This is a genomic window from Lactobacillus sp. (assembly GCF_051873315.1).
GTDB lineage: Bacteria > Bacillota > Bacilli > Lactobacillales > Lactobacillaceae > Lactobacillus.
This window is the reverse complement of the sequence record NZ_JBJEES010000142.1, coordinates 1-21854: the sequence shown is the minus strand read 5'-3', so window position 1 is coordinate 21854 and position 21854 is coordinate 1. Positions and strand designations below refer to the sequence as shown.

Here is a 21854-nt window from a genome sequence, read left to right as displayed (position 1 = left end):
CTGTCTCACGCGGCAACAAATATTAGTATACTCGTTATTTTTGAAAGGTCAAATTTGCTTTTTCATTCGTTTTATGATTGGTGCACCCGGCGGTGTTGTAACATTTTTTAACTTGCATCCTCTTCCTTTTGTTTTGACTTTTGGGCGTGGATCATTTGTTAAAGGCACAATAGTTCGGAATATTGCTATTTTCACTAGCGAAAATGACAAGATTTTTTTATTTTTCTTTTGTAAAAGAAAAAACAGACCCGGAGGTCTGTTAAATAGTCAAAAGGTAAGAGATAGGCAGCTTACTTTAGTTCCGCCACGATTTTTTCCAAGCATTCCTTGGCTTCTTCTGGCAGCGGCGTCTTCGGATGCTCGCCGTTATAAGCATTCAGCCAGTCCAGCCGGTCCTGCATCCGGGCCCGGAGGCTTTGCTTGTAGTCAGCTGAATCTAAGTCAACCTGATAGTCAGCAAGCGGCATGTAGCTGACACCGGCAAAATCGCCAAAAGCTTCCCACTGGTCAGTATCATCCACCAGCTTTTCAATGATCTCCAGGGTCAGTTCCTTAGGAATATTTTTCCCGCAAAAAGCATCCGTGTTTAAAACATAGCATTCAGCTCCGCGCTTGGTGAAAAGCTCCTTGAAGTCACCATAGTCGCCAGCTACCGGGTAAGCTCTGAAGGGGTCAGCAAAAGGTTCAATGACCAAGGTGTTCATGTCAAAACCCTTTGGCAGGTTCTCTGCCGAAGTCCGCTTGGTCGCTAAAGTCAAGCCCAGCGTCGTGGCCAAAACCGGATCCGTCACCTTTAATACAGGCGGCAAAGAGTTGTCCTTCATGATCCAGAAGAGGGCTGTGATTGGATTTTCTTCCACATCGACCCGATTGGCTGAAGTATACCGGCTCTTGATGACCCGGCCGTTATTGTTTCGGAGGTCTTCAGTGACTAATACCTTCCGCCCTTCTTCATTCAGAGTAACCGCGCAGTTCATTACGGCGGTGTAGTACTTGGTCTCGTGGTGACCAGCCGGATAGTCGTGGGTCTTGTCAAAGTAAGCGGGCTCCAAAGCTACTGAGCTGCCGTCTTCTCTTGAGATAATGAAAGCATCGTCGTGCAAAACCGTGATGTCGTACTTGCCATCATGATCAGCATGAGTCAAGGTTGATTTGCCCGAACCTGATAAACCGTAAAAGGCGAAAACTTTGTCCTCCTTGTCTTCAAAGTGGAAGGCCTGCTCGCCTCCGTGGCAGGCGGCATAGCCGTGCCGGTGGGCCAGGGCCCAGGCTAAAGTCAAGGTCCCCTTCTTCAGCTCCCCAAAATAGCGGAGGCCAAACACCGCGGCGCAGTTATGCGGAGCGTCAAAAATTGCCAGTCCGTCCGGGTAAGCTGGATCCGTTACATTCGGGTCAAAGTAGAAGTAGAGGTCCCCTTCATCATAAAGCTTGGACTGCTCATACATCTCAGCCGCTTTTTCATCAAAAAATTGGAAGTTGAGCACGTAACTGAGCAGGTTAAAAGCCTGATCTTCCGGCAGCATCAAGTGGGCCTTTAAGGTAAATGAAGGATCCAGCCCAACCAGGACCGTCGCCTTTAAATACTTTTGCTCATGACCCGCATAGATGTCCTCATACAGACAATTAGTTAATGCAGCCGCGTCCTCATCTGGGTCATCAACAAAGTGCCGAGCTGACGCCGTCCGGCCCAAGACCTTGCCGTGGTTGTAAACCAATTGCTTGGCCCCGACCGGCAGACCCAAATCACTGGTGTGCAGGATCGGCAGATCTGTCTCAATCACCCCTGGCTGTCTTTTAGCCAGTTCATATGCCTCAGCTACACTCTTGACTTCATAAACATTATTGCCGTAAAATGCTGATTCAATAGTCGCCCGTACCCGGCTGAACTTCTTATTAGCCTTGACCAGTTCACTCTGCTTAAAACGTTCTCTAGTGCTCATAATCTCTTCCTTTCATCATCACATCATTTATCATAAAGCGGTTTCAACCGTTTTCCTTTATCATAACACAGGTATGTGAAGGAGTGAACTTTAATTTGCTAATTCTTGGTAAAAAAAGACAGCAGCCTGAGAGCTGCTGTCTAAGATAGTATTCTATTTTAGTCTGTTCTTTTTCAGCTTAGTTTTCGCCGCGCACGAACTTGCTTGCCTGGATACCAGCTTGCCGGCCAAAGACTACAGTTTCAGCAACTGAGTTGCCGCCAATCCGGTTGTTGCCGTGCAGGCCCCCGGAAACTTCACCAGCCGCGTAAAGGCCTTCGATAACCTTGTCGTCCTTGCCCAAAACTTGAGTTTCAGGGTTGATGTGCAAACCGCCCATCGTGTAGTGGATAGCTGGGTGAATGTGAATAGCAAAGTATGGCGCAACAGAGATGTCGCGGTCCATCCCGGTAGTCCGGCCAAAGGCTTGGTCGTCTTGGCTCTTAACTGCTTCGTTCCAGCTGGCAACAGTTGCTTCAAGGCCAGCTGCGTCAACGCCGATCTTGCCGGCCAGTTCTTCCAAAGTAGCGCCGTGTTCTACCAAGCCGATGTGGTCGTAGAATTCAACTGCCTTAACGTGGTCGCGGACGCCTTGGTCAAAGATGAGGTAGGCACCGTCTTCATTCAAGCCAGTGATGGCTGCTGAAACAACCTTCCGGGTGTCCAGTTCATTGATGAAGCGCTGGCCAGCCTTGTTGACCAAAATAGCGCCTTCGCCCCGGACAGCTTCCCCGATCAAGAAGGTCTTTTCACCATCAGTTTGGGCAGTTGGGTGAACTTGGATAAAGTCCATTTGCACCAGTTCCGCGCCGGCTTCTTCACCCAAGATCAAGCCGTCACCAGTTGCACCAGCTTGGTTGGTCGTCTTGTAGCCTTCCAGGTCTGGCCGGTACTTCTTGATGATTTCCTTGGAAGCGCCGAAACCACCGGTTGCCAAAATAACAGCCTTAGCACCGATTTGCCGGCGGCCATCTGGACCAACGACATCAATGCCAGTTACCTTGCCTTTTTCGTCTTGCAAAAGCTTAACAACCTTAGTCTTGTTGAAGACTGGAATCCGGGCTGCTTCAATGCTCTTCAACAGGCCGGTAATCAAGTAGCCGCCAACTGGCGCCATAGATGCTGGCCGGTGAGCCCGCTTCTTGCTCATCCCCCCGGTAATAGTCAAGTCATCCAGCTCAACGCCGTATTGCTTCAGCCAGTCAATTGCCAGAGCAGCGTGGTCAACGAAGTAGGTCAGCATTGCTTCATCGTTCAAGTTGCCGCCGCCCTTAAGGGTTTCTTGGTAGAAGTCAGCCTTGTTGTCGATAATGCCGTGCTTGTATTGAACCAGGGATTCAGCCGCGTTCATCCCAGATGAAGCCTTGCTGGTGTTACCGCCCAAAACTTCGTTCTTTTCGAAAACAGCCACGCTGGCGCCAAGTTCATGTGCCTGCAAGGCAGCAGACAAACCGGTACCGCCGGCCCCGATGACTACCAGGTCGTAGCTTGGGTTGACTAAATCGATTGGAGTGGACTTAAATTCGTATTTTGCCATGATAGTTCCTCTACTCAAATTATTTATTACTTACCTCCACATTATAAACCATTTTTTAACTTTTTAAAATTGAAAAGGCTATTTTTTAAAAATGTCAATTTGCTTCTAACTTTGCCAAAAAGAAAAGAATCTCCTGCAATGAGAAGATTCTTTCAAAAAATACTTACCGGTGCTGGTGGTTCAGCTTCTTGGCCAGGAAGTCGCCGACCACTTGCACGATGAAGATCATGATTACGACCAGGAGAGTGGCCAGGAAGGTCACGTCGTTGGCGAAGTCGCGGTAGCCGTATTGGATAGCGGTCGTACCCAGACCACCGGCCCCAACGGCCCCGGCCATAGCGGTCAAGCCGATCAGACTGATGATGGAAACAGTCGATACCCGGATGATTTCTGACCGCGTTTCCTTGAGGTAGACGTCAAAAATAATGTCCCAGTTGCTTGCGCCCAGGCTCTGGGCTGCTTCAACCTTGCCCGGGTCCAGGCTTTCCAGAGCGACTTGCACCTGGCGGGCATAAAATGGGAAGATCCCCAAAGTCAGTGGCACCAGAGCAGCCGTGTCCCCGATTTCCGTCCCCACGATCAAGCGGGTCAAAGGTGAAATGAAGGCCAAAAGAATAATGAATGGAATGGCCCGCAGAACGGAGATCAGCTTGTCGCAGAAGTTGAACCAGAACTTGTTTTCCAGGATCCCGCCTGGCTCGGTCAGAACCAGAACGACCCCGAAGAAGAGGCCCAGAACTCCGCCGAAGATAGACGGCCAGAAGGTCATGTAGATGATCTGCAGAATTGAGGTGCCCCAGCCGGTGTCCCCACTCCAGCCCAAGTTGTAAATATTTGGAAAGGTCTGCGCGATCCAGTGTACCAAACCATTAATCATAAGCGGTTACCTCTTTCGTCTAATTCCGTTACCGTGACACCCTCGTCGTTTAAGAACTTCAAGGTTGCCTTCTGCTTTTCAGCATCCCCCTTGACCGTGACCAGCAAAGTCCCGACCGGTTCGTCCGCCAAAACTTCCACGTTGCCGTAAAGCATCGATGCTTCCACGCCGACTTCCCGGTAGAGCTCGATGATAATCGACTTGGCCACGTTGTTCAAGCTGTAGACCAGCTGGTAGAGGGCTTCATTTTCAGCCAGGCTGATGTTCAAGCTCTTCAAGGTGTCAACTACGGCCAAAGAGCCACCGACGAACTTCTGGGTCAGTTCAGCCTTTGGCTGAAGGAAGACATCCCGTAAGTTGCCGTTTTCCACGACCCGGCCATTTTCCATAACTGCCACCTTGTTGGCGATCTTCTTAACCGCGTCCATTTCGTGGGTGATCAAAACGATGGTCAAGCCCAGTTCCCGGTTCAGTTTCTTCAAAAGGTCCAGGATCTGGATGGTCGTCTGCGGGTCCAAGGCACTGGTTGCTTCGTCTGACAAAAGGATTTCCGGATCATTGGCCAAAGCGCGGGCAATCGCCACCCGCTGCTGCTGGCCGCCGGAGAGCTGGGCTGGATAGGCATTGGCCTTGTCTTCCAGGTCAACCAGCTTCAGAAGCTTGTGGCATTTTTCTTCCAGCTCATCGTCAGAGAGGTCTGAGTGCTTGAGGGCAAAGGCAATGTTTTCAATGACTGTTGTTTCATTCAGCAGGTTGAACTGCTGGAAAATCATCCCGATCTTCCGGCGGCGGGCCTGCAGGTCCTTGCCGCTGATCACCTGCTTGCCGTCTTTGACAAAGTCGACACCCTCAACCACGACGTCTCCGGCCGTTGGCTTTTGCAAAAGGTTGATGGTTCTGACCAGGGTGGACTTCCCGGCCCCGGAAAAACCGACGATCCCGTAGATGTCGCCTTTTTCGACGTGCAGAGTCACGTCCTGCACGGCTTGCACATCGGCAGCCTTTTTCCGCTTAAAAGTCACACTGACGTGGTCCAGTTGAATAATGCTCATATGATCAAAGCTTCTTTCTAGGTTAAGTTAAAAATCTTAGAACTTGGCATCCCAAGCTGCAACTTGCTTGCTGCCGTAGTACTTCTTGTACAGCTGCTTGGTCTTTTCAGTCTGGTAAGCCTTAACGACTTCCTTGTAAGCCTTCTTGTTCTTGTCCTTCTTGCGGGCAACGATGATGTTGATCCATTGGTATGAGTCCTTGTTGATTGGTTCAACGTAGATGGTTTGCTTGTCGCCCAGGCCGGCTGGGTTGGCGTAGTCGTTGTTGACAACAGCAGCGTCAACTGACTTCAAAACTCTGGCAGCTTGTTCAGTAGCAACTTCCTTGATCTTGAAGTTCTTCGGGTTGCTCTTGATGTCAGCAACAGTGTAAAGCTTAGTTGCGCTGGTTCCCTTCAGAGTGATCAGGCCGGCGTTCTTCAGAACCAAGAGAGCCCGGGCTTCGTTGGTCGCGTCGTTTGGAACAGCGATCGTAGCACCCTTTGGCAGAGCCTTCAATGACTTGTACTTAAGTGAGTAAAGACGGATTGGAGCAATGTAGGTCTTGCCGATAGCTACCAAGTTGCTCTTATTGGCCTTGTTCCAGTTGTTCAAGAAGTTGTAGTGCTGGAAAGCGTTAAGGTCCAGGTCCCCTGACTTCAAGGCGCTGTTTGGCTGGTTGTAGTCAGAGAAGTTCTTGGTCTTGACAATAATACCATACTTCTTCTTGGCCGTGGCAGCCACGCTCTTCCAGATAGCCCGTTCAGCCTTGGTTGCCCCAACAGTCCCGACGGTCACCGTTTCAGTTTTAGCGCTTTGCTGACCGCCCTTCTTGCCAAAGGAGAAGAAGGCGATAACAGCCACAACTACAACGGCCACAACAGCAATAATAATGTTTCTTTGTTTCTTTTTTCTCATGATTAATACCTCCAGAAACACAGCAGCAATCCCGATCAGCGGCAGTCAAATTCGAACAGAAAAGAAAAAGCGCCCGTCCTTGATAAAGGACGAGCGCTCGTGATACCACCTTTAGTTCATTCATTACTTGCGTAATAAATCTCACCAGCTGTCTCCAAACTAAAGCAGAAACAGCTTGCTTGTTTAACGAGAGCAACCCCGGCAGCGGCTAAATATCACCGCGGCATATCATTCCAAGCCCATGTTCACCGGAACTCTCCTGGCGGCTTTCACCATCTGCCGCCTCTCTGTAAAGGATCGTCACCCGACTACTCTGCTTTTCGAGATAACTTTTCTTAACTTGATGCTCTAAATTTATCATTATTTTTTAAGTAAGTCAAGCCTTTTTCTAAAAAAATGTTAAAGCTCATTCCGGTCCTTGCCATAAGCGGCCAAAAGATCCCGCAGCTTGGCATCTTTCCCCTTCTCCGTCAGGACGTTGCTGACTTCTTTGATCCCATCGCAGATCCGCGACATGATTCTGAAGAGGGTCATGCCGGCAAAGAAGAGGACGACGACCGTGAAGATGGCCCGGCCAGAGAGCGGACTCAGCTTGAAGAAGCCAGGAATAAAGATGATCGACAAGATGATGCAGACCACTGACAGGGCCAAAACGCCCAGCTTGTACTTGTTGAGCGGCCGTGAGATCCAGAAGAGGACCATCAAGCCCACCAAGACCAGGAGGGCAGTTGACGCGGTCGCGACTTCATTGTCCCCAATATTGGTAAACTTGTTGGTCAAGACAAGAATGCTGACGGCCAGCCAGTCGGTAATCCCGCCAGGTATTGACTTGGTCAGAATGTTGACCGTGAAATTGCCCCGGATCCGGGAATGGTTCTTTTCCAGAGCCAAAAGGAAGGATGGCAGGCCGATCGTAAAGCTGGAGATCAAGGTGATCTGTGCCGGCTTGATTGGGTAGTTAATCGTCAAGATCAAGGAAAAGACCGCCATCAGCAAGGAGAAGATGTTTTTAACCAAAAAGAGGCCAGCTGAACGTTCAATATTGTTGACCACCTGCCGGCCCTCATTGACCACCTGGGGCATCTTGGCAAAATTGGAGTCCAGCAAAACCACCTGGGAGGCCTGGACAGCAGCGCTGTTGCCTGAAGCCATGGCAATGCTGCAGTCGGCTTCCTTCATGGCCAGGATGTCATTGACCCCGTCTCCGGTCATGGCCACAGTCTTACCGATCCTCTGCAGGGCCTGGACGAATTCCTTTTTTTGCTCCGGCTTGACCCGGCCAAAGACATTGTATTCAGCCATAGCCTGCTCGTATTCACCCGGCTTGATCGTCTGAGCATCGATGTATTTTTCCGCCCCGGCAATCCCGGCCTGGCCGGCCACCCGGGAAACGGTCACCGGATTATCCCCGGAAATGACTTTGATTTCCACCCCTTGCTTGGCAAAATATTCAAAAGTCTCCTTGGCCTCTTTCCGGATCGGGTTGGACAAAAGTACGTAGCCCAGAACTTCGACCTCCTGGGTCAAGGCTTCCTTTTCATCCGCCAGTTCAGCTGGATACTTGGCAAAAGCCAGGACCCGGTAGCCTTCTTCTGGGTAACGGGCAAACTCTTCCTGGCAGGCTTTCAGCTGAGAGCGCAGGATCATTTCCGGTGCCCCCAAAAGCAGAGTGTAGCCGGCAAAAACCGCCCCGCTGTACTTGTTGACTGAAGTAAAAGGAATTACCCTTTTGGCATTGACCAAGGGCTGGTCCTGGCCAAACTTCTGGCTCAAGGCTTCAGCGGTGATATTATCGACAGGCATGTTGGAAACGTAGGCAGCAAGCCGATCTTCCAAATCATTTCCCGGGTAATTTTTTGCCGGGACGACTTTTTCCACCGCCATTTTTGGCTCAGTGATCGTCCCCGTCTTGTCAACGCAGAGAACATTGACCCGGGCCAGGGTTTCCACGCTCTTCATATCGTGCAGCATGACCTGGTTTCTGGCCAGGCGCATGGCAGCCAGGGCCAGGGCAACCGTCGTTAAAAGATAAAGTCCTTCCGGGATCATGCCGATAATGGCCGCCTCCATCGAACTGATCGATTCAGCAAAAGACCGGTGGTTGAGGAAGTAGGCCTGGGCAAAAAGGGCTACCCCCATTGGAATAATGATGATGCCGACCCACTTGATCAAACGGTTGATGGCCCGGATCATCTTTGACTCTTCTCCGCCGCCCATGGCTTTGGCTTCCGCCGTCAATTTGGCGATGTAAGACTGGCTGCCCACCTTGACCAGCTGAGCCATGACTTCACCGGAAACGACGAAAGAACCGGACAAAAGCTCATCGCCAACCTCCTTGGCAATTTCGTCGCTTTCCCCGGTCAAGAGCGATTCATTGACCCGGACGCTGCCGTCGACCACCTTGGCATCGGCCGGGATCTGGTCACCGGCTTTCAAGAGGACCAGGTCCCCTTCAACCAGCTGATCAATTGGCACCTGCCGCCTTTTTCCGCCTCTGAGCGCCAAAACTTTGGTCTGGTTTAAGACCTGCAGCTTGCTTAAAACGGATTTTGCCCGGATTTCCTGGACGATCCCGACGATCGTGTTCAAGATGATCACTGGCAAAAAAGTCAAGTCACGAATATCACCGGCAATTAAAAGCAGGATGGTCAAAACCAGGAAGATCAAGTTGAAGTAGGTAAAGGTGTTTTCAACGATGATCTGCCGGTTGGTCTTGAACTCATCATCAATGGCGGTGTTGACCTTGCCGGCCGCTTTTTTCTGTTCGACCTCCTCCTCGGTCAGCCCCGTCTGCAAATTTGTTTTCATATCACTCACATCTCACTTTTCACAACTTGCCCTCCCTGCTATTTTTTGCGCAGGTAGGTCTCAAAGACATAATCATACTTGTTCTTGCCATCAGCCTGGTGGGCTTCTGTATTTACCAGGGCAAAAGCCGCCCAGGCAAGGTCCGGCATGTAGGTGTCAGCTGGAAAAGTCCCCTTAATCCGGGTCACTTCCAGCTTGTCAACCTGGTCAGCCAGCAGGGCAAAGAGGCTGGAGCCGCCAATGACGCAGACTTCCCCGGCCTGCTCCTTCAGCCAGCTGAAAACTTCTTCTTCGCTTTTCAGCTGCAAAACTCCAGCTGGCAGGTCCAATTTTCTGCTGGAAAGTACAACATGCTCCCGGCCTGGCAACAGGCCAGGCAAGGATTCAAAAGTCTTTCTCCCCATCAGCATGGGATGGCCCATGGTCTTTTCCTTAAAGTGGGCCAAATCAGCGGGCAGGTGCCAGGGCAGGCGGCCCTTGTAGCCGATGGCGCCTTTTTCATCTTGTGCCCAAACATAGCTAAGCATTTTTCCACCCTTTCTAAACGGCAACCGGGGCCTTGATCGTGGACCCATGCTGGTAGTTGACCAATTTGATATCGGCCATTTCAAAATCTGCTACTTTTTTCTTCTCTGGGTTCAGCCACAAAGTTGGCGCGTCAAATGGCGTTCTTTTCAGCTGCTCTTCAACCTGGGCAAAGTGGTTCTTGTAAATGTGGGCATCCCCGATAGTGTGGACGAACTCACCCACTTCCAGGCCGGTTTCCCGAGCAATCAACGATAAAAGCAAAGAGTAGCTGGCGATGTTAAATGGCACGCCTAAGAACATGTCACCTGAGCGTTGGTAAAGCTGCAGGCTGAGCTTGCCGTCAGCCACATAAAACTGGAAAAGGACATGGCAAGGCGGCAGGGCGCTGGAAGGAACGTCTTCCGGGTTCCAGGCCGTTACAATCAAGCGGCGGGAGTCGGGATTGGTCTTGATCTGCTCAATCACGTTCGCGATCTGGTCGATAAAGCCGCCATCCCGCTTGCCCCAGTGCCGCCACTGGGCCCCGTAGACGTCGCCCAGGTTGCCGTATTTTTGAGCAAAAGCTTCATCATCCAGAATCCGCTGGCAGAATTTCTGCATTTCTTCATCATAGACTGCCTTAAATTCCGGGTCCTTTTGACTCCTGAGGCCAAAGTCAGTCATGTCCGGGCCCTGGTATTCCGGGCTGGTCACCCAGTTCTTAAAGGCCCATTCGTCCCAAATGTGGTTTTTATGTTCAAGCAAGAAGCGGATATTGGTATCTCCCCGCAAGAACCACAAAAGCTCGCTCTTGATCAAGCCAAAAGGCACCCGCTTGGTCGTCAAGACCGGGAAGCCCTGGCTTAAGTCAAAGCGCATTTGGGCCCCAAAGAGGCTTCTGGTGCCTGTCCCAGTCCGGTCATTTTTGTCATTGCCTTCGGTCATGATCTTTTTCAGTAAGTCTAAATATGCTTGATCTTGATTTGCCATTTCCTTGTCCTTTGCAAAAACTTTTTACTTCACTTCACCTTTAGTCTAACAGAATTTTTTAGCAGGTGTTAATCTTTACAAAAAGCTTAACAGATGGAAAAAGCCCCAGCAGGATTGGCCTGCCAGGGCTTGTCATTGTTCTTCTTTTTTCGCTTTTTAGCTAATTAACCTTGAAAAAGGCCTTTTTCCCGGACAGGGTCCGCTCGATATCAGTCATGCTCTGGAAGAACATGTTCTTGACCGCCATCTTGGTATAGTAGGCTGAGTGCGGGGACATGACCACATTCGGCAGGTTGATCAGCTCCGTGTACTCTTCCGGCAAAGAACCCACGTCCTCAAACTTGCGGCCGAAGATTTTTTCTTCCCCTTCCAAAACGTCCAGGGCAGCCCCGCCGATTTCATGATATTTCAAGGCCACAATTAAGGCCGCGGTATCGACCAGTTCACCTCTTGACTGGTTGACCAGGATCGCGTCGTCCTTCATCTTGGCAAATTCATTGGCGCTGAACATGCCCTTGTTTTCCGGAGTCAGCGGGATGTGCAGCTGAACGATATCGCTTTCCTTGATCAAGGTCTCAAAATCAACGAAGTCCAAAAAAGGCTCTAAAGAAGCATTGTAAACCGGGTCATAGCCGATGACTCTAGCCCCCAGGGCATGGTACATTTCCGCCGCTGCTGCTCCGATCCGGCCCAAGCCGACGATGCCGACCGTCTGGTTGAAAATCTCATCGCTCATCAGCTCCGTTGGCCGGGTAAAATCCCCCCGCCGCATCTTCCGGTGATAGTAGCCCCACTTGCGCAGAAGGTACATGGCCCCGGTCAAGCCATTTTCCGCGATTGCCCGCGGCGAATAAGCCGGCACATTAGCGACGGTAATCCCGCACTTCGTGGCCGCTTCCAAGTCGATATTGTCCGCCCCCACCTTCCGCAAGGCCAGGTGCTTGACTCCTCCTTGCGCCAAAGTCTCAAGGTCAGCGGCCGTCAAGGCTTCTGCCTGCTGGGTCGAAACTGCCTCAAAGCCCTTGGCTTCTTCCAGGTTATCTGCCGTCAAGGGGCTGTGGGTATAAGAAATTTTATCGTCTGGGTGCTGGTCCTGCCACTCTTTTAAAAAAGCTTCTTCCACCGGCGTAATGCCGAACAAGTATGCCTTCATCTTTTTTCTCCTCATAATTGACAAATTTTGCCAAACAAGCTCTCGTTTTTTCTGATTCTGGTATCCTAAAGTAAAAGCCTTATGCTTTTCTCTATATTATGGCAAAAAAATTAAAAGATTGCTAGAGTGATTTTTAGTTATCGCATTTTTTAACACTTCTGTAATCTTTAAGCTAAAGGCCAGAAAAAACTGAAAAGAAAACATGGAGAAAAAGTATAAAGCAAAAGAAAGGTAGAAAATGATGAATGAAGAAAACGATCCCCGTTACATTCAACCCAAAGACAGTCTGGAAGCCATGGAACTGATCCAAAAGCTCTTCAACCAGTACCGCCGCGCACCCTTAACCTCCGAGCTTCTTGCCTACCATCAGAATTTGATCGAACGCCTGGAAGGTGACATCCACCAGGCTGCTGAAGCAGAAGGCCAGGCCAAAAGAGTCCAGGAATTAGACCGGATGATCAAGCTGATGAAGGACTGGACCGCCATCCGACTTTCCGGCCGCCCCTTTAACGCCAAGATGCGCCACTTCCGCTTCCTGCCAGAGGGCGGCCAGGTCAAGTTCAAACGGCATCCCCACAAAATTAAGGCTAATTCCAGTCACAGAGCTAGCCGGCATTAAAAAAGCGAGACCACTGGTCTCGCTTTTTTGTTTGCATATCTAACTTGCTACTTGCTCAATTACTTGATGTAAGCGTACTTGTAGCTCCACTGGGTACCAGCATTGTTGTGGATGATCCCCTTAACCTTGCTGTTTTGCAGGTAGGCGGTCGTCTGCTGGTAGATCGGGCTGACTGCCTGGTCGGCATTAGCCACTTGAGCAGCCTTGACCAGGTCCTGCCAGCGCTTGTTAACATCGTTGGCATCAGTCGTCAAAGCCTTATTGATCAAGCTGTTGTATTCAGCATTGTTCCACTTGCCGTAGTTGTAGCTAGTCCCCTTCTGCAGGATCTGCATGAAGGTCATCGGGTCGCTGAAGTCCCCGCCCCAGCCGGAAACGTAGATGTCAAAGTCCCCGCTTGCAGCCTTGGTGTAGGCGTTCTTGCTTGGGATAGAGCTGACCTTCACGCTGATGCCGGACAAAACCTTGGTCCATTGGGACTGCAGGTACTGGGTCAAGGCGTCGGCGTTGGTGCTTTCGTTTGAAGCCAGCAAGGTCAGGTTCAATTTCTTCAAGCCCAATTCCTTCAAGCCAGCCTTCCAGTACTTTTCAGCCAGCTTCTCGTTGTAGTCAACGGTATTAGCCACCTTTTGCTCCTTGGCAAAGTCTTCCTTGTTGGCTGGGTCATAGGCCAAGCCGGAAGCCACGAAGCCAGTCGGCACGCTTGACCCGTCCCCGAAGACCTTGCTGGTCAAGATCTTCCGGTCTAGTGACAGGGACAAAGCCAGGCGGATGTTCTTGTTGTTCAAAGCCTTCTTAACTGTCGCGTCCTTAGCCTGGAAGTTGTAGGCCAAATAAGCAACGTAGGAGTATGGGTAAGTCTTGAAGTCCTTATTCTTCTTCAGCTGCTTGACCTGTTCACTAGACAGCGGAGTGAGGTCCAGCTTGCCCTGCTGGTAGAGCTGGTAGCCGGTGTTGGTGGTCTTAACGACCTGGTAGCTGATCTTGCTCAGCTTAACAGCCTGCTTGTCCCAGTATTGGTTATTCTTGACAAAAGACCAGGTGTCATTGGTCCCCTTCCAGCCAGTGATTTTAAAGGGACCAGAGTAGAGCATGTACTTGGAACTGGTGGCATACTTCTTGCCCGCCTTCTTGATGAAGTTTTCGTTTTGCGGCCCAAAAAGCGGATAAGCCATCAAGACCTTGAAGTAGGCAATTGGCCGGTTGAGCTTGACTTGCACGGTTTCCTGGTTCAAAGCCTTGATGCCCAGGCTGGACGGGTCCTTCTTGCCGGCAATAATTTCATCAGCATTCTTGATGCCAGAGAAAAGATAGGCGTAAGGTGAGGCCGTCTTTGGGTTGATCGTCCGCCGCCAGGAGTAGACGAAGTCCTGGGCGGTAATCTTTTCCCCGTTTGACCACTTGGCGTTTGACCGCAGCTTGAAGGTCCAGGTCTTGCCGTCCTTAGACACGGTGCCGGACTTGGCTAAGCCGGCGGCTGGCTGCCCGTTTTTGCCCAAACGGTAGAAGCTTTCAAAAACGTTCCCCGTCTGCCCATAACCGGTCGCCTTGCTGATGTCAATGGTATCCAGCGGAGCGGTCGCGCTGAGCTTTAAGACCTGCTTGTCCTTACTTGATGAGCTTGAGCTCTGCTGACTGCCGCAAGCGGCCAGCAGGAAGGCGGCACTGACGCTGACAGCGGCAAGGGTGAATTTCTTGATCTTTTGCATTTTTTCCTCCTAAGACAAAAAAGCAGCTGCTCCCTAAAGGAAACAGCTGCTTCATTTGCCACTAAGCTAACAATTACTAGGCAAATCACTTGGTCTGAGCTAAATCCAGATTAGGCAACACAAAACGGTCGTATGACATAAGTGACATACAACAAACGCACATAGTTTGGTTTTCTTGCATTGCAAACATGATTTAGCTCCTTTCTCAATTTGATTTAATTTAATCTTACAGATTCACTTACAAAAAGTCAACGCATTCTTGCAAGTTTTTCAGTTTAATCCTTAACCGTCAAAAAAACAGCCAGATCCCGGCGGGGAGCCTGGTAGCCGTTGACGTACTCATCTTTGGCATAGCCCAGGCCGATCCCCATGGCCAGAGTCTGGTCATCCGGGATCCCCATGATTTCCCGTACGCTGGCCGGGTACTTGACCAGTTCATAAGCCGGCATGGTGTCAATCCCTTTGGCCTTGGCAGCGATTGCCAGAGTTTGGGCAAAAGCACCCAGATCATAGACTGACCAGAGGTTGGAGTGCTTAGGAATGGTCAAATAAGCAATTGCCGGGGCATAGTAAAGATTTTTCTGCAAAATGTTGGTCCTGAGGTCCAGCAATTCCGGCGTGTTCAAATATTCCTGGCTGGCTTGGTTGTGCCGGAGCATGTTTTCCCTTGGATAAGGATCCCAGTCTTCCCGGTGCCAGGTTTCCCAGTCTGGGGACGGAGCCGTCCCCGCTTCAGCCAAAGCCAGGTGGCGGGCATGGATCTTCTTGGCCGTTTCCCCCATGGCTAAATAAACCCGCCAGGGCTGGGAATCAACCCAAGACGGAGCCTGGCCAGCCAAGCGGACTACTTCTTCCAGGTCTGCCCGGCTAGGCTCATTGCTTTGGTCAAAATAGCGCGTGCTGCGGCGCTTTTCAATTGCATCAATCGCATCAGTCATTTTTGCACCTCTCTTAATACTGCTTACTTTTTTACTTCTTTTTTGTAAGTATAGTTCAAAATTGACTGAATAGCAAAAAAATCGCTATAATTGAGGCAAAAGTAGATATTTTATTTCAATGGAAAGCAGGATATGGACAAATGGGTTTAACCTTTAAAAGACAAGACGACTTAGACAAACTCTTCGACAAATTCGCCAGCATCCCTGACCCTAAGAAAGCCGCTTCCGGCAAGGGCAAGGAAAAAGAAGACGACAAAGCTGCCGGCAAAGAGGCAAAGTAAGCCGCTTGTTGGCGGCTTTTTATATTTTATAAAAGTCGCTAAATTTTCCCGTAAATCTGCCCACCTCTGCCCTATTTAGGCTAAAATTAACTTGTAAGCATTTGCAATTATTTTTCTTTAAGGATGTGAGCATCTTGGACAACAGCAACTTGCTGACCTACCTGGAATGGCGGGGCGACATTCCACTGGAGAAGTCTCCTTTCAACGAAATTGACGCTTTAGTTTTAGCAATTTTTTCTTATCTTAACTTGGAAAAGTACATCCCTTCCGGCAATAAGGAAGTTACCGTACGCGAAATCGCCGAGAAATACTTTGCCTCTTCCTTTACCGGCATAGACGCTAGCCAGTACCAGGAACTCTTCCGCCTAATGAGCGAGGGCGACCGCTTTAAGGATGCCCGCTTGTCCCACTCCAACACTGTTTTGACCGACCAGTGCCAGTTCAGTGCCTTAAAAATCGTCCTTGAAGATGGTACCCACTACGTGGCCTTCCGGGGGACCGACGACACCCTGGTCGGCTGGCGGGAAGACTTTGAAATTTCTTTTAAGGAAACCAAAGCCCAGATCTTAGGCGCCCGCTACCTCAAGGACCTCCTGGCTGATGACACAGCAGACTATATCCTGGGCGGCCACTCCAAGGGAGGCAACCTGGCTGAATACGCTGCTTTGAAGCTGCCTGAGGACTACCGGGCCCGGATCAAGGCTGTCTACACCTTTGACAGTCCAGGTCTGGCCAGTGAGGCCGGAGTTGACTATAACGAGGACTTTTTAAAAAGAGTTCTCCGCCGCTACGTGCCCGACTTTTCCATTATCGGCCGCCTGTTTGAACCCAGGGAGGTCGACCCAGTCATCGTCTATTCGACCAATGGCAACATCGCCCAACATGACACTTATTCCTGGCAGATCAAGGGCAGCCATTTCGTGACCCGCAAGCGGCCCAATCCTGAGTCCCGGGTCTACAACCAGCTGATCAACCAATGGATCGGATCAGCCAGCCTGGAAGAGCGGGAAGCCCTAACCCAAGACCTCTTTGACGCCCTGGCGGCCAGTGGATCCAGCAAGATCAACCAGCTGGCTAAAAACGGCTTTGGGGGCTTTGGAGCCATCCTTTTGTCTGTGACCAACTCTTCAAGGCGGACTAAGTTTATCTTAGGCAACCTTTTCTCTTCAATCTGGCAGCTGATCAAGAACCAGCAGATTGGGGCCGCCCTTTTCAGCCGGGATACTCTGACTGGCTGGCTCCTGGTTCTGCTTGGCATCATCAGTCTTACGGCCCCAGACTATGCCTTCAAGGCCTTCGGGATTTTGGCCGCGGTCGGGGGGATTATCTTCAGCGTCAACCATATTCTCTCGGTCTCTGTTTCGGCCTTTAAGCCCCAGCAAAAGCGCTTCTTCTTGATCACCTACCTGGTCTTGTTCGCGGCCTCTGTAGCGCTTTTATCGAGCAATCAGCTATTAGTTTTTTTGGCCCACTACTTCCTGGGAGCCTTCCTGCTTTTCTATGCCTATGGCCGGACCCGCAAGATTATTTTGCGCAAGCAGACCGGGGTCTTTAGAACTATCATCACCGTGGCTGAAGCCATCATTTCTTTTGCCTTGGGGATCATCGTCATCATCAACCCAGAATACTTCAACCACCAATCAATCATTGAGATCGGGATCCTCTTGATCATCTACGGAGCCTTCAAGCTGATTGCCGAACTCTTTAACCACCGGCCGCAAATGCCGAAAAAACACCGGTAAACGCAAAATGCTCAAAGGAATAATCCTTTGAGCATTTTTGTTTTGTCTGCTATTCTTCGTCCAGTCTGGCTGCAATCCAGTTCTTGACCTGGTCAACATTCAGCTTGGTCACTGATGAAAATGGCAGGAAGGTCACATTGTCCTTGTTCAAGTTCAAGTGCTTTCTGAAGGCCGCCTCAGTCTTGTTGAAGGCGTTCTTCTTGATCTTGTCCATCTTCGTGGCCACAACTAATACCGGCAGGTCCAGATACTGGGCATAGTCATACATGGCAATGTCGTCGGCAGTCGGTTCGTGGCGGCCGTCAATCAGCAAAATCAAGCCCTTGAGATAGGCCCGGGTTTCCAGGTAGTCCTGGATCATTTCCCCGAACTCTTCTCTCTGCTTCTTGGAAACCTTGGCATAGCCGTAGCCTGGCACGTCGACCAGGTAAAAGTCAGCTTGGTCGCTGTCGACCCGGTAGAAGTTCAAGGTCTGGGTCTTGCCCGGCGACGAGGAGGTCCGGGCCAGGTTCTTTCTTTGCAAAAGGGTGTTGATCAAGCTGGACTTACCAACGTTTGACCGGCCAGCCAGGGCGATTTCATCCAAGCCGCCTGCTGGGTACTGGCTGGCTTTAACCGCGCTGACGGCAAATTCTGATTGGTTAATGATCATCGGCAACCTCTTCCAGTTCACGGCGGATCACCTTTGGCTCGCCCATCCCGGTAATCGTTTCCGGCGTGATGATGACCTTGCTGATGTCGCTTTCGCTTGGCGTCCGGTACATGATGTCCATCATAGCATTTTCAATGATGGTTCTAAGGCCTCTGGCCCCCATCTTCCGTTCAATAGCCAGGTCAGCAATCTGCTTGACGGCAGCTGGTTCAAATTCCAGGTCAACCCCGTCAAGGGAGAGCAGCTTCTGGTATTGCTTGATCAAGGCATTCTTTGGTTCAGTCAAGATCCGGACCAAATCGTCGCTATCCAGCCGGTCCAAGGTAGTGATAATTGGAATCCGACCGATGAATTCTGGGATCAAGCCAAACTTGACCAAGTCACCGGTCGTCAAGAAGCGGTTCCAGTTGTCGTCGTCAACCTTGCCGGATTCTTGTTCTGCCCCGAAACCGATGGTCTTCTTGCCCAGCCGGTTCTTGACGATCTCTTCGATACCGTCAAAGGCCCCGCCGACAATGAAGAGGATGTTGGTGGTATCCATCCGGATCATTTCCTGCTGCGGGTGCTTGCGGCCGCCCTGCGGCGGAATAGAAGCAATGGTCCCTTCCAGGATCTTCAAAAGAGCCTGCTGAACCCCTTCACCAGACACGTCCCGGGTGATTGACACATTTTCTGATTTCTTGGAGATCTTGTCGATTTCGTCGATATAAATGATCCCCCGCTGGGCTCTCTCCAGGTCGTAGTCAGCATTCTGCAGCAGCTTAAGCAGGATATTCTCGACGTCTTCCCCTACGTAGCCGGCTTCAGTCAAAGTAGTCGCGTCCGCGATCGCGAACGGTACGTTCAAAATCCTGGCCAGAGTTTGCGCCAGGTAGGTCTTGCCTGACCCAGTTGGCCCGATCAAGGCAATGTTAGACTTTTGCAGTTCAGTTGAAGAATCAACATCCATTTGACTGATCCGCTTGTAGTGATTGTAAACCGCCACGGACAGAACCCGCTTGGCCCGGTCCTGGCCAATCACGTACTGGTCCAGTTCTTCTTTAATTTGCATTGGCTTGGGAAGCTCGCGCGCCTCCTTCAGTGAATCCAGACGCAGCTCATCATCAATAATCCGCTTGGCGAGTTCAATGTCCTCGTTGCAGATGTATACGCCGTTGCCGGCAATCATTTTTTTTACTTGGCTGGCAGACTTGCCGCAGAATGAGCATTTCACTTCTTCTGGATCTGTAAACTTAGTAGCCATGTATTCCCTCCTCTATTTGCTAAAGACTAGATTAGCATAAATACGGGCAACTTGCGCGAAATTAGCCTTGTATTTTTTCTTCCATCTTGGCAAAAGAAAACCCCAAAAGGGGCAGGTGCCACTTCTGGGGAATTCAGGCTATTGACAGGCGATTACTTGTCTTCTTCTTCGTCTTCGCTGCCTTCTTCAAGCTTAGCCTTAGCTACTTGCTTAGCGCTGTCAGTGATCAAGTTCATTGCCTTGCGAACGTTGATATCGTGAGCCAGCATTTCGTCGCTCAAAGCGTTGCGAACTGCCTTTTCGCTCATGTTGTAGCTGTCTGCCAGGTCCTTGATTTCAGCGTCGATTTCTTCCTTGCTTGCTTCGAAGCCTTCCTTGGCTACGATTGCTTCCAGAACAAGGTTGGTCTTAACGCGTTCAGCTGCGTTTGCTGACAATTGGCTGCGCAGTTGGTCTTCAGTCGTGTTAGTCAACTTGAAGTAAGTTTGTGGGTCAATCCCTTGACGTTGCATGTCGCCCAAGTATTGGTTGAGTTGGTTGTCAACGTCTTCTTGAATCATCACGTCAGGAATTTCTTCAACAGTAGCGTTCTTGACTGCAGTAGTGATGGCTGCTTCTTGGATAGCTGCCTTGGCTGCTTCTTCCTTTTCAGACTTCAGTTCAGCCTTGATCTTTTCCTTCAATTCGTCAAGAGTTTCAACTGAGTCGTCAACGTCCTTGGCAAATTCGTCGTCAAGTTCTGGCAATTGCTTTGCCTTAACTTCGTGGATCTTGGTTGCGAAGTGAGCTTCCTTGCCAGCCAGGTCCTTTGCGCCGTAGTCTTCTGGGAAGGTTACGACAACGTCAACTTCTTCGCCAGCGCCGTGGCCAACCAGTTGGTCTTCAAAGCCAGGGATGAAGGTGTTTGAGCCCAATTCCAGGGAGTAGTTTTGAGCTGAGCCGCCGTCAAATTCAACGCCGTCAACAGTACCAACGTAGTCGATGGTTACAGTGTCGCCGTTTTCAGCCTTGTCGTTCTTCAAAACCATTTCAGCGTTTTGTTCTTGACGCTTAGTCAATTCAGCGTCGATGTCCTTTTGGTAAACGCGGGTGTTTTGCTTTGGTACTTCGATTTCAGTGTATTGGCCAAGTTCAACTTCTGGTTCAACCGTTACGATTGCCTTCATTTCCCAGGCCTTGTTCTTGTCCATTGATACAGGAACGATTTGAGGTTGGCCAACTGCCTTGATGCCAGTTTCCTTAACAGCAGCGCTGTAAGCTTCTGGCAAAGCAAAGTTCAAAGCGTCTTCGTAAAGAGCTTCTTCACCGTAGTATTGGTTGAAGATTACACGGGAAACGTGACCCTTACGGAAGCCAGGTACACGCAAGCTCTTCTTTACGCGGTTAAAAGCCTTGTCCAGGCTCTTCTTGATTTCATCTTGAGAGATTTCAAAAGAAAGTTCACCAGTAGTCTTACCGGTAGTTTTCCAGTTAGCAGACATTAATCAAATACCTCCAATGTCTATTTTGAGTTTGCTACTTTGCATACTTAAATATCTTACCTTAAAGCCGGTCAAAAAACAATGAAAGTACTACAAAATAGGGCTTTTTTGGATAAAAAAAGGCGTTCTTCTGAGAAGAACACCTTTTTACACTGTTAGAACTAAAATTCAAAAACTAAAAATTAGTCGTCAATTTCAGTAACTTGGCCGGCACCAACAGTTCTACCACCTTCACGGATAGTGAACTTAGTACCAACTTCGATAGCGGCTGGCTTGATCAAAGTAACTGAGAATTCAGTGTTGTCACCAGGCATAACCATTTCAGTACCTTCTGGCAATTCAATTTCACCAGTGATGTCAGTGGTGTGGAAGTAGAATTGTGGACGGTAGTCTGAGAAGAATGGAGTGTGACGGCCACCTTCGTCCTTGCTCAAGATGTAGACTTGACCCTTGAAAGTTTCGTGGGTCTTGATTGAGCCTGGAGCTGCCAAAACTTGACCACGAACGATTTGGTCACGGTCGATACCACGGAGCAATACACCAACGTTGTCGCCGGCTTCACCCAAGTCAAGAGTCTTGTGGAACATTTCCAAACCAGTTACAACTGAAGTCAAGACCTTTTCTACCAAACCAACGATTTCAACGCTGTCGCCAACCTTAACAGTACCACGGTCGATACGGCCTGAAGCAACAGTACCACGACCAGTGATAGTGAAGACGTCTTCAACTGGCATCAAGAATGGCTTGTCAGTTTCACGTTCTGGAGTTGGGATGTATTCGTCAACAACGTCCATCAGTTCTTCGATCTTCTTTTGAGCTTCTTCGTCGCCTTCAAGAGCCTTAAGAGCTGAACCACGGACTACAGGAACATCGTCACCTGGGTAACCGTATTCTGAAAGCAAGTCTCTTACTTCCATTTCAACCAAGTCGATCAATTCTGGGTCGTCAACCAAGTCGCACTTGTTCAAGAAGACTACGATGTAGTTAACACCAACCTGACGAGCCAACAAGATGTGTTCACGAGTTTGTGGCATAGGACCGTCAGTTGCGGCAACAACCAAGATAGCACCGTCCATTTGAGCGGCACCAGTGATCATGTTCTTGATGTAGTCGGCGTGGCCTGGGGCGTCCATGTGGGCGTAGTGGCGCTTTTCAGTTTCGTATTCAACGTGGGCAGTGTTGATAGTGATACCACGTTCCTTTTCTTCTGGAGCTGCGTCGATTTGTGAGTAATCTTCAGCTTGTGCCAAACCCTTCTTAGCCAACACAGTAGTGATAGCTGCGGTCAAAGTAGTCTTACCGTGGTCAACGTGGCCAATAGTACCAATGTTAACGTGTGGCTTAGTTCTAACGTAATGTTCTTTTTCTGCCATTAAAATGACCCTCCTG

The 21854-nt window shown here is 50.0% G+C and carries 18 protein-coding genes; 3 read left to right on the top strand and 15 right to left on the bottom strand.

The window, feature by feature from the left end; all coding sequences use genetic code 11:
* Window positions 1-290: 290 nt before the first annotated feature.
* From ACI32D_RS08875 to ACI32D_RS08835, 9 genes are all read right to left on the bottom strand, one after another.
* Window positions 291-1940: a phosphoenolpyruvate carboxykinase (ATP) gene (locus ACI32D_RS08875; protein ID WP_439776214.1), complete on the bottom strand. Its 1650-nt coding sequence runs from the start codon at window positions 1938-1940 to the stop codon at window positions 291-293.
* A gap of 178 nt (window positions 1941-2118) precedes the next feature.
* Window positions 2119-3516 (bottom strand): flavocytochrome c, encoded by a 1398-nt coding sequence (locus ACI32D_RS08870; RefSeq protein ID WP_439776213.1) that lies wholly within the window; start codon window positions 3514-3516, stop codon window positions 2119-2121.
* 163 nt (window positions 3517-3679) lie between these two features.
* Complete coding sequence (locus ACI32D_RS08865; protein ID WP_439776212.1) at window positions 3680-4393, bottom strand: methionine ABC transporter permease; 714 nt, start codon at window positions 4391-4393, stop codon at window positions 3680-3682.
* The gene (locus ACI32D_RS08860; RefSeq protein ID WP_439776211.1) at window positions 4390-5445 is read right to left on the bottom strand and encodes a methionine ABC transporter ATP-binding protein; all 1056 of its coding nucleotides are present in this window, start codon (window positions 5443-5445) and stop codon (window positions 4390-4392) included. Before ACI32D_RS08860 ends, ACI32D_RS08865 begins: the two co-directional genes overlap by 4 nt.
* A gap of 36 nt (window positions 5446-5481) precedes the next feature.
* On the bottom strand, window positions 5482-6342 hold the full coding sequence (locus ACI32D_RS08855) for a MetQ/NlpA family ABC transporter substrate-binding protein (RefSeq protein ID WP_439776210.1): 861 nt from the start codon (window positions 6340-6342) through the stop codon (window positions 5482-5484).
* Window positions 6343-6741: 399 nt separating this feature from the next.
* Entirely contained in the window at window positions 6742-9150 is a 2409-nt protein-coding gene (locus ACI32D_RS08850; RefSeq protein ID WP_439776209.1) for an HAD-IC family P-type ATPase, read from the bottom strand.
* Window positions 9151-9188: 38 nt separating this feature from the next.
* Entirely contained in the window at window positions 9189-9677 is a 489-nt protein-coding gene (locus tag ACI32D_RS08845; RefSeq protein WP_439776208.1) for a dihydrofolate reductase, read from the bottom strand.
* A 13-nt stretch (window positions 9678-9690) separates the two neighbouring features.
* Complete coding sequence (locus ACI32D_RS08840) at window positions 9691-10647, bottom strand: thymidylate synthase (RefSeq protein WP_439776207.1); 957 nt, start codon at window positions 10645-10647, stop codon at window positions 9691-9693.
* Window positions 10648-10807: 160 nt separating this feature from the next.
* On the bottom strand, window positions 10808-11800 hold the full coding sequence (locus ACI32D_RS08835; protein WP_439776206.1) for a D-2-hydroxyacid dehydrogenase: 993 nt from the start codon (window positions 11798-11800) through the stop codon (window positions 10808-10810).
* A gap of 241 nt (window positions 11801-12041) precedes the next feature.
* On the opposite strand from ACI32D_RS08835, the gene ACI32D_RS08830 reads away from it, so the two are divergent.
* Complete coding sequence (locus ACI32D_RS08830; RefSeq protein ID WP_439776215.1) at window positions 12042-12419, top strand: hypothetical protein; 378 nt, start codon at window positions 12042-12044, stop codon at window positions 12417-12419.
* A gap of 59 nt (window positions 12420-12478) precedes the next feature.
* Here the strand turns inward: ACI32D_RS08830 and ACI32D_RS08825 are convergent, their stop codons facing one another.
* Window positions 12479-14128: a peptide ABC transporter substrate-binding protein gene (locus ACI32D_RS08825; protein WP_439776205.1), complete on the bottom strand. Its 1650-nt coding sequence runs from the start codon at window positions 14126-14128 to the stop codon at window positions 12479-12481.
* Window positions 14129-14403: 275 nt separating this feature from the next.
* Window positions 14404-15066, bottom strand: a complete 663-nt coding sequence (locus ACI32D_RS08820) for a nitroreductase (protein ID WP_439776204.1) — start codon at window positions 15064-15066, stop codon at window positions 14404-14406.
* A gap of 140 nt (window positions 15067-15206) precedes the next feature.
* On the opposite strand from ACI32D_RS08820, the gene ACI32D_RS08815 reads away from it, so the two are divergent.
* Entirely contained in the window at window positions 15207-15347 is a 141-nt protein-coding gene (locus ACI32D_RS08815) for an SPJ_0845 family protein (RefSeq protein WP_002879072.1), read from the top strand.
* Window positions 15348-15481: 134 nt separating this feature from the next.
* Window positions 15482-17089: an Mbeg1-like protein gene (locus ACI32D_RS08810; protein ID WP_439776203.1), complete on the top strand. Its 1608-nt coding sequence runs from the start codon at window positions 15482-15484 to the stop codon at window positions 17087-17089.
* 49 nt (window positions 17090-17138) lie between these two features.
* Here the strand turns inward: ACI32D_RS08810 and yihA are convergent, their stop codons facing one another.
* The 4 genes from yihA to tuf all read right to left on the bottom strand — a co-directional run bounded on the left by yihA (window position 17139) and on the right by tuf (window position 21838).
* Window positions 17139-17741 (bottom strand): ribosome biogenesis GTP-binding protein YihA/YsxC, encoded by a 603-nt coding sequence (yihA, locus tag ACI32D_RS08805; RefSeq protein ID WP_439776202.1) that lies wholly within the window; start codon window positions 17739-17741, stop codon window positions 17139-17141.
* Window positions 17731-18984 carry an ATP-dependent Clp protease ATP-binding subunit ClpX gene (clpX, locus tag ACI32D_RS08800; RefSeq protein WP_300616115.1) on the bottom strand — a complete coding sequence of 418 codons (1254 nt, stop codon included), beginning with the start codon at window positions 18982-18984 and terminating at the stop codon, window positions 17731-17733. The genes yihA and clpX overlap by 11 nt, the downstream gene beginning before the upstream one ends.
* Window positions 18985-19136: 152 nt before the next feature.
* The gene (gene tig, locus ACI32D_RS08795; protein WP_439776201.1) at window positions 19137-20465 is read right to left on the bottom strand and encodes a trigger factor; all 1329 of its coding nucleotides are present in this window, start codon (window positions 20463-20465) and stop codon (window positions 19137-19139) included.
* Window positions 20466-20647: 182 nt separating this feature from the next.
* Complete coding sequence (gene tuf, locus ACI32D_RS08790) at window positions 20648-21838, bottom strand: elongation factor Tu (protein ID WP_300616111.1); 1191 nt, start codon at window positions 21836-21838, stop codon at window positions 20648-20650.
* Window positions 21839-21854: the final 16 nt, after the last annotated feature.

What these genes read in the sequence shown, in the direction of transcription:
- ACI32D_RS08825 (WP_439776205.1), bottom strand. Translation starts at nt 14,128, where the DNA reads ATGCAAAAGATCAAGAAATTCACCCTTGCCGCTGTCAGCGTCAGTGCC.
- ACI32D_RS08840 (WP_439776207.1), bottom strand. Translation starts at nt 10,647, where the DNA reads ATGGCAAATCAAGATCAAGCATATTTAGACTTACTGAAAAAGATCATG.
- tuf (WP_300616111.1), bottom strand. Translation starts at nt 21,838, where the DNA reads ATGGCAGAAAAAGAACATTACGTTAGAACTAAGCCACACGTTAACATT.
- ACI32D_RS08830 (WP_439776215.1), top strand. Translation starts at nt 12,042, where the DNA reads ATGAATGAAGAAAACGATCCCCGTTACATTCAACCCAAAGACAGTCTG.
- ACI32D_RS08815 (WP_002879072.1), top strand. Translation starts at nt 15,207, where the DNA reads ATGGGTTTAACCTTTAAAAGACAAGACGACTTAGACAAACTCTTCGAC.
- ACI32D_RS08820 (WP_439776204.1), bottom strand. Translation starts at nt 15,066, where the DNA reads ATGACTGATGCGATTGATGCAATTGAAAAGCGCCGCAGCACGCGCTAT.
- ACI32D_RS08855 (WP_439776210.1), bottom strand. Translation starts at nt 6,342, where the DNA reads ATGAGAAAAAAGAAACAAAGAAACATTATTATTGCTGTTGTGGCCGTT.
- ACI32D_RS08845 (WP_439776208.1), bottom strand. Translation starts at nt 9,677, where the DNA reads ATGCTTAGCTATGTTTGGGCACAAGATGAAAAAGGCGCCATCGGCTAC.
- ACI32D_RS08835 (WP_439776206.1), bottom strand. Translation starts at nt 11,800, where the DNA reads ATGAAGGCATACTTGTTCGGCATTACGCCGGTGGAAGAAGCTTTTTTA.
- clpX (WP_300616115.1), bottom strand. Translation starts at nt 18,984, where the DNA reads ATGGCTACTAAGTTTACAGATCCAGAAGAAGTGAAATGCTCATTCTGC.
- ACI32D_RS08875 (WP_439776214.1), bottom strand. Translation starts at nt 1,940, where the DNA reads ATGAGCACTAGAGAACGTTTTAAGCAGAGTGAACTGGTCAAGGCTAAT.
- ACI32D_RS08860 (WP_439776211.1), bottom strand. Translation starts at nt 5,445, where the DNA reads ATGAGCATTATTCAACTGGACCACGTCAGTGTGACTTTTAAGCGGAAA.
- yihA (WP_439776202.1), bottom strand. Translation starts at nt 17,741, where the DNA reads ATGATCATTAACCAATCAGAATTTGCCGTCAGCGCGGTTAAAGCCAGC.
- ACI32D_RS08850 (WP_439776209.1), bottom strand. Translation starts at nt 9,150, where the DNA reads ATGAAAACAAATTTGCAGACGGGGCTGACCGAGGAGGAGGTCGAACAG.
- ACI32D_RS08870 (WP_439776213.1), bottom strand. Translation starts at nt 3,516, where the DNA reads ATGGCAAAATACGAATTTAAGTCCACTCCAATCGATTTAGTCAACCCA.
- ACI32D_RS08865 (WP_439776212.1), bottom strand. Translation starts at nt 4,393, where the DNA reads ATGATTAATGGTTTGGTACACTGGATCGCGCAGACCTTTCCAAATATT.
- tig (WP_439776201.1), bottom strand. Translation starts at nt 20,465, where the DNA reads ATGTCTGCTAACTGGAAAACTACCGGTAAGACTACTGGTGAACTTTCT.